The sequence below is a fragment of the Micromonospora sp. NPDC051296 genome, from assembly GCF_040682255.1.
Classification (GTDB): domain Bacteria; phylum Actinomycetota; class Actinomycetes; order Mycobacteriales; family Micromonosporaceae; genus Micromonospora; species Micromonospora craterilacus.
In genome coordinates this window covers 1-6045 of the sequence record NZ_JBFBAO010000398.1, presented here as the reverse complement: position 1 = coordinate 6045, position 6045 = coordinate 1, and the positions used below count along the sequence as shown (strand labels likewise).

The 6045-nt window shown below is 71.8% G+C and carries 7 protein-coding genes; 3 read left to right on the top strand and 4 right to left on the bottom strand.

Translation table 11 applies throughout. The features are described from left to right. On the top strand, positions 1–590 hold a 590-nt coding region (locus AB0M52_RS29060; RefSeq protein ID WP_363960296.1), incomplete at its 5' end, for a tetratricopeptide repeat protein. A 15-nt stretch (positions 591–605) separates the two neighbouring features. Here the strand turns inward: AB0M52_RS29060 and AB0M52_RS29055 are convergent. Together AB0M52_RS29055 and AB0M52_RS29050 are read right to left on the bottom strand one after the other, a co-directional pair. Continuing rightward, positions 606–1385 carry a class I SAM-dependent methyltransferase gene (locus AB0M52_RS29055; RefSeq protein ID WP_363960293.1) on the bottom strand — a complete coding sequence of 260 codons (780 nt, stop codon included), beginning with the start codon at positions 1383–1385 and terminating at the stop codon, positions 606–608. Positions 1386–1577: 192 nt separating this feature from the next. Continuing rightward, the gene (locus AB0M52_RS29050) at positions 1578–2045 is read right to left on the bottom strand and encodes an HNH endonuclease (protein ID WP_363960290.1); all 468 of its coding nucleotides are present in this window, start codon (positions 2043–2045) and stop codon (positions 1578–1580) included. A gap of 110 nt (positions 2046–2155) precedes the next feature. On the opposite strand from AB0M52_RS29050, the gene AB0M52_RS29045 reads away from it, so the two are divergent. Beyond that, positions 2156–2965 (top strand): class I SAM-dependent methyltransferase, encoded by an 810-nt coding sequence (locus AB0M52_RS29045; protein ID WP_363960287.1) that lies wholly within the window; start codon positions 2156–2158, stop codon positions 2963–2965. Here AB0M52_RS29045 and AB0M52_RS29040 read toward each other — a convergent pair. Next, on the bottom strand, positions 2943–3734 hold the full coding sequence (locus AB0M52_RS29040) for an FkbM family methyltransferase (protein ID WP_363960284.1): 792 nt from the start codon (positions 3732–3734) through the stop codon (positions 2943–2945). The two genes, AB0M52_RS29045 and AB0M52_RS29040, sit on opposite strands and share 23 nt — an antisense overlap. Positions 3735–3790: 56 nt before the next feature. After that, positions 3791–5326: a glycosyltransferase family 39 protein gene (locus tag AB0M52_RS29035; RefSeq protein ID WP_363960281.1), complete on the bottom strand. Its 1536-nt coding sequence runs from the start codon at positions 5324–5326 to the stop codon at positions 3791–3793. Between the two features lie 95 nt (positions 5327–5421). Here AB0M52_RS29035 and AB0M52_RS29030 point away from each other — a divergent pair, with 95 nt between their 5' ends. Then, entirely contained in the window at positions 5422–5892 is a 471-nt protein-coding gene (locus AB0M52_RS29030; RefSeq protein WP_363960278.1) for a MarR family transcriptional regulator, read from the top strand. The last annotated feature ends 153 nt before the right edge of the window (positions 5893–6045 follow it).

Below are 6045 nucleotides of genomic sequence, written 5' to 3'. Positions count from 1 at the left end.
GTGGTCACCTGGAGTGCGCTCTGGTGCTGCTGGACGAGCTCGCCGACCGGGTCGGTCAGGCGCACACCCTGCTGACCCTGAGCTGGGCGAGCGAGAAGGAGGGGGACCAGGCGGCCGCGTTGCGCCACGACGAGCGGGCGCTGCGGCTCTTCCGCGACAGCGGACACCGGGCGGGAGAGGCCCGGGCGCTCAACGCGGTCGGTTGGGACCATGTCCTGCTCGGCGAGCACCAGCAGGCGATCCGCTACTGCCAGCGAGCGGTCGCCCTGCAACGCCGGCTCGGCGACCGGACCGGCGAGGCGAACAGTTGGGACACCCTCGGCTACGCCCTTCACCATCTCGGTCACTACCGGCGGGCGGCCCGCTGCTATCGACGGGCGCTGGAAATCAGCCGCGAGCTCGGACATCGATACAACGAGGCGGAGGCGCTCGGGCACCTGGGCGACACCCACCAGGCCCTCGGCGACCTGCCAGCCGCCTGCGACTGCTGGCTGCGCGCCTTGGAGATCCTCACGGAGATCGGGCATCCGGACGTCGAACAACTCCGCGACAAGCTCGCCGCGAGCCAGGGCGCTACCGCGCTGCGCTGAACAGCTAAATACCTCTTACCGCTGCCGGACACGCAGCACGCAGGTCAGCATCGGGAGGGTGAACTCGCCGTCCGCAGTCTCCGGTCTGCTCGCCAGGAAAGCGCGGATCCGGCCGAGCGTGGCCTCCTGTTCCTGCTCCGGCATGACCAGTATCCCCGCCCTGGTGGCAAGTGTCGCAGCGAGAGAGTCGGCGGTGCGGCGCTGCCCGTGCGGGAACTCGGCCTGCTCCGGCGAGCCGAACCGGGCTGCCCCGCCAGTCTTCGGAAGGTGCATGTTGGCCGTTTCGGCGCGCCAGCTGGTGGGCGTGTCACGCGGGCCGATGGCCGCGCTCCCGCTGACCCGCGCCAGCCCGGCAACCCAGTCGACCCGGTCGTCCATGACGTTCCACAGGCCGGCCAGGATGCCGCCGGGCACCAGGACCCCGGCGATCTCGGGTCCCGCGACGGCCATGTCGAACCAGTGCATGGCATTGCCGGCCAGCACGGCATCGACGGACGCGTCCGGCAGCGGTATCGCCTCGGCGCTACCCGGCAGGGCACGGACATCCGGCAGTGCACGGCGCAGCTCGGTCAGCATCGCCGGGTCAGGCTCGACCGCGGTGACGTCGGCGCCCACCGCAACCAGCGTGGCGGTGAGCTTGCCGGTTCCGGCGCCGAGGTCGAGCACCCGTGGGCCGGGCGCGGGCTCGATCGCCCAGCGCACCGCGGCCTGCGCATAGTCCGGGCGGTGCGTGGCGTATGCGGTCGCCGCCGCGCCGAACGACGAGGCGTGAAAGAGCCGTTCGTCCTGTCCCACGCAATCAACCTATCGACCGGTGCGGCAGACGTCACCGTCGAACATTATCGGATTACCGGTAACGCTAAGTCGATAATTAATACCCACAAAGCGGGCATATCGCGGATGCATCATAATGACTGTTAAGGAGCGTAAGCACTTGCGCTGGTGTAGCCGCGGGATGTTCGGGCGGCAGCCCGCCGCTGATGGGGATCAGGAGGGCATCCGCCCGTATGCCGCGCGCGCTTCGGCGACCTCCGCGGCCTGACGCTCACGCCAGCGCTGCTGCGCCTCCCGGTTACACGTTCGGCAGACCCGCCGGAAGCGGCCCGTCGATGGATCGATCTCCCGGTCGTGCCCGTTGCGGCACTGCGGGCGCTGGGTGCGTTCGCGGCAGTTGTCGGCGTGGCTGAGCTGGCGCAGGTGGGTCGGCTCGATGCAGTCCGGCGCCCCGCAGTCGTGGTGGACCTCGAGAGCGGGGTCGTAGCCGCCGACGAAAACCACGTACGCCGCGACGTGCGCCCATGCCCGGCCCGCGAGCTTCTGGTACACGCCGCGCCGGCCGCCGTAGCCGCGCACGATGAGGCATCCGTTGTCGGTACGCGTCGCGCGGGTCAACAGGTACGCCCGGAGCGTGTCCTCGGTGAAGTGTCGGGACAGGCCGTTGATCTGGGACACCACGGCGTCAGGGTAGAGGTCGAGTGTGACGCGCCCGTTCAGCGTCGGACCCGACCCCGTGCGGGTCTGATTTCGGTTGCCCGGTGGCCGGCTCGATCGCGATTGTTGGCGACATGGGGCAGGAAGAGCTGAGAACGGAGATCCTGGAGTACTACCGGCAGGGCGGCGAGCGCGAGCGGCTGACCGCCGGTGTGGGCAGGTTGGAGTTCCTGCGTACCTGGGACGTGCTGGCCCGGGTGCTGCCCGCCGCACCCGCGACGGTGCTCGACGTCGGCGGAGCAACCGGGGTGTACGCCGAGCCGCTGGCACGGGCCGGCTACCGGGTGCACCTCGTCGATCCGGTGCCCGACCATGTGGTGGAGGCGGCAGCCCGCGCCGGCGTGACCGCCACCCTGGGGGACGCCCGGGCGTTGCCCGCCGCCGACCACAGCGCCGACGCCGTGCTGCTGCTCGGGCCGCTCTATCACCTGCTGGCACGCGACGACCGGGTCGCGGCGTGGCGGGAGGCGGCCCGGGTGGTACGCCCCGGCGGTGTGGTGGTGGGCGCCACGATCAGCCGGTTCGCGTGGCTGTTCGACGGTTTCGTGAAGGACTACTTCAGCGACCCCCGATTCCGGCCGCTGGTCGACCGAGTTCTGGTCGACGGCGTGCACCACAACCTCGACGCCAGCCGGACGTGGTTCACCAGCGCATACTTCCACCACCCAGACGAACTGGCGGGTGAGGCGTCGGAGGCGGGACTGGTCGTGCGGCGGCGGGTCGCGGTGGAGGGTCCGTTGTGGATGACCGGGCCGAGGTTGACCGAGATCCTGGCCAACCGACACCTGACCGGCCTGCTGCTGGAGATGTTACGCCGAATCGAGGACGAACCGAGCCTGCTGGGCGCCAGCAGTCACCTCCTCACGGTCGCTGCTCCCCGCTGACCGGGACGCAGTACACGTCGCCGGAGTTGGCCTCGTGCGGCAGCGCGAGCAGACGGGTCGCCATCTCCTCGGCGGACGCCCAGCGCCCGAGGGTCAACGACTTGTGGTCGCCGAGCGCCACGTCGAAGCCGCCGAACCCGAGCGTCGTCAGCCGGTCCAGGCAGCGTAGCGCCACCGACCGCTCGATCGTGGTGAACTCGAACGACAGCGCGGGCAGCGGGCGGCTCAGCCCGGCGAGCACGGCGTCCTCGAAGCCCTCCACGTCGATCTTGACGAAGGTCGGAGTGCCGTACTCGGCGATCAGCGTGTCGACGGTGGTGACCGGGACCTCGATCTGGCCGTCCCACACCTGGCCCTCCCAGCCGCCGGCCCCGGCCGCCGCCGCCACGAAGTCGGGGGAGGCGGTGGAGACGGTCGGGTTGGCGGAGTTGACCAGGAACCCGACCCGGCCCGGCTGCGCCCCGCAGGCCGCCTCGACCAGGGTGACCTGGTCGTCGCCGCCGTAGATGGCGCGCAGCGCCCGCAGGCACAGCGACTGCGGCTCCACGGCGACGACCCGGGCCCCCAGCCGCCGGAAGCTGCCGATGTGGTCGCCGACGTGCGAGCCGATGTCGAAGACCAGGTCACCGGGGCGCACGAACCGGGAGTAGAAGTCGTCCATCGCCGCGTCGCGCCCCGGATCGCCGTAGTAGACCTCGAGCGACCGGCGCAGCGACGCGGTCGCCGGATCGACCTTGAGTGCCTCGACCGCGGCGGAGTGGGTACCCATCGGGAGCACCTTAGCCGGACAGGGCAGCGGCCGGTCGCGCTCTGCGGGATGTTGCGTCACCCGGCGTGACGTACCTCGGTCTGCCAGATGTCGGCCCACGGGCGGCGCAATCCACGGCACAGCCAGATCGGCCCGCCGTTCTCGTCGTTGTCCAGCTCGACCCGTTGGTCCACCCGCCCGGCCAGCGTGACCTCGGTGAACCAGGCCCGCAGCCGGTCCGGCCGCTGCCACCCGACGGCGATCGCCACGTCGGCGCCCTCGGGCGGCCGGCCGAAGTCGGCCATGCTGTTGTGCCCGGAGTACGCGGCGGGCAGTCCGCGTGACGGGCCGTAGCGGGCCACCGCTCCCGCCTCGCCGTAGTTCCCGGTGAGGATGACGGCCCGGGCCTGTTCGTCGGCCGGCAACTCGCGGTACACGGCGGCGAGCGAGTCGGCGAACGCCGGCCAGCCGATGGTCTCGCCGGCGTCGTAGTTGACCGCCACGACGAAGTCGGGCAACCGGTCGGCCGGCAGCGTGGGCAGCAGCAACACGCCGTTGCTGGCGGCGGTGAGCACGACCACGGCCGCCGGCAGCGCCCGGCGCAGCCGGCCCCGGGCCTGCCAGCCGGCGGTGACCACCGCACCGGCGGCGGTGAGCACCAGCAGCAGCGGGGCGTCGTAGTAGCCCTTGCCGCCGGCGAGCAGGACGATGGCGACGACCACCAGCCAGGCCCAGCCGAGCGCCCGGTAGGCCCGCCACTCGGCCCGGCGCAGCAGCGCCACGAGGCCGGCAACCCAGATCGGCACCACGAACGGGCTGATGATCACGAACTGGAGGAACAGCGCGTCGAGCCGCCCGCTGTAGGAGCTGTCGCCATCGGAGATCGCCGCCGCGACCGACAACTGGGGGAACCCGTGCGCCGCCTGCCAGCTCAGGGTGGGCGCGGCGAGCAGCACGAAGACCCCGGCGGCCAGCAACACCCAGCGGTCCCGCAGCAGCCGGCGTGGCCCGGCGACCGCCAGCCCGGCCAGCAACCCCACGGCCAGCAGCGCGGGCAGCAGCTTGTTGAGCATGCCGACGCCGAGCACCGCGGCGACCGCCAGCGCCCAGCGGCTGTCCCCGGTACGCAGCAGCACCGCCGTGCACAGCGCGGCGGCCAGCCAGACCAGCAGGTCGACGGTGGTGGTGCTGAGCAGGTGACCGCTGGCCAGGACAATGCCCGATGTGCCGCCCAGCAGCGCGGCCAGCGTCTGTGCGCCCCGCCCGGCGCCGAGCTGCCGGGCGATCGCCGCGACCAGCAGCACCGCGCCGCCGGCCATCAGCGCCGAGGGGGTACGCAGGGCGAGCAGGCTGCCCGGCGCCACCGTGTCGGCCAACCGGGCCAACGCGGGCACCAGAGGCCCCTGGTCGACGTAGCCCCAGTCGAGGTGGCGTCCGGCCAGCAGGAAGTACAGCTCGTCGCGGTGGTAGCCGTAGCGGGGTGCCAGGGCCAGCAGGACCAGGGTGACGGCCCCGGCGACCAGCCACGGGCCGGTGGCCCGGGGACCCGGGGTTGGCGGCGTCCGGTGCGGCACGTCCGAAGTCCGGGTCTCCGGCATCGCCGATGCGGTCATGGCGTCCATTGTCGGCCACCGCGACCGCTCGCGGGGCCCCTGGTTTCCTGCACGGGCAACGATCCCGTGCCGGAACATCTTGTTAGCCTCGTTGGATGACCTCCCCGTCGCCGGGTCGCCCGTCGGACCTGATGTTCCTGCTCAGTTGGGCCAGTCACGCACTGCGCGTGGAGCATGCCGCCGGCCTGGCCGAGCTGGGCATCTCGCCTCGGGGTCACTGTGTGCTGCTGCGGGCCCGGGCCGGCGGCCTCACCCAGCGGCAGATCGGCGAGCTGTGCGGGGTGGACAAGACCACCATGGTGGTGACCCTGGACCAGTTGGAGGCGGCCGGGCTGGCCCGGCGCGTGCCCTCGCCGACCGACCGGCGGGCCCGGTTCGTCGAGGTCACCGCGCAGGGGGAGCGGGTGCTCGACCAGGCCCAGCAGATCGCCGGACGGCTGGAGCAGGACGTGCTCGCCGCACTGCCGGAATCCGAGCGTGAGGTGTTCCTGCGGGCGATCCAACACCTGGTCGGTGGGCGGCTCTCCGGCGGAGGAGCGTGCGGGGGGTCCGGTTCGGTCTGCTGACCCGGTCATCGCTCAACGGTCGGGGGCGCGGCACACGCCGCGTCGCCGGCCGTTCTTTGATGCTCCCGGGATAGATAGTTCTGCACGAGACTATCTGATACGGTCTTGATTGTTGGTGTCCCCGATCGAGGAGCAGCCATGAGCAGCACCACC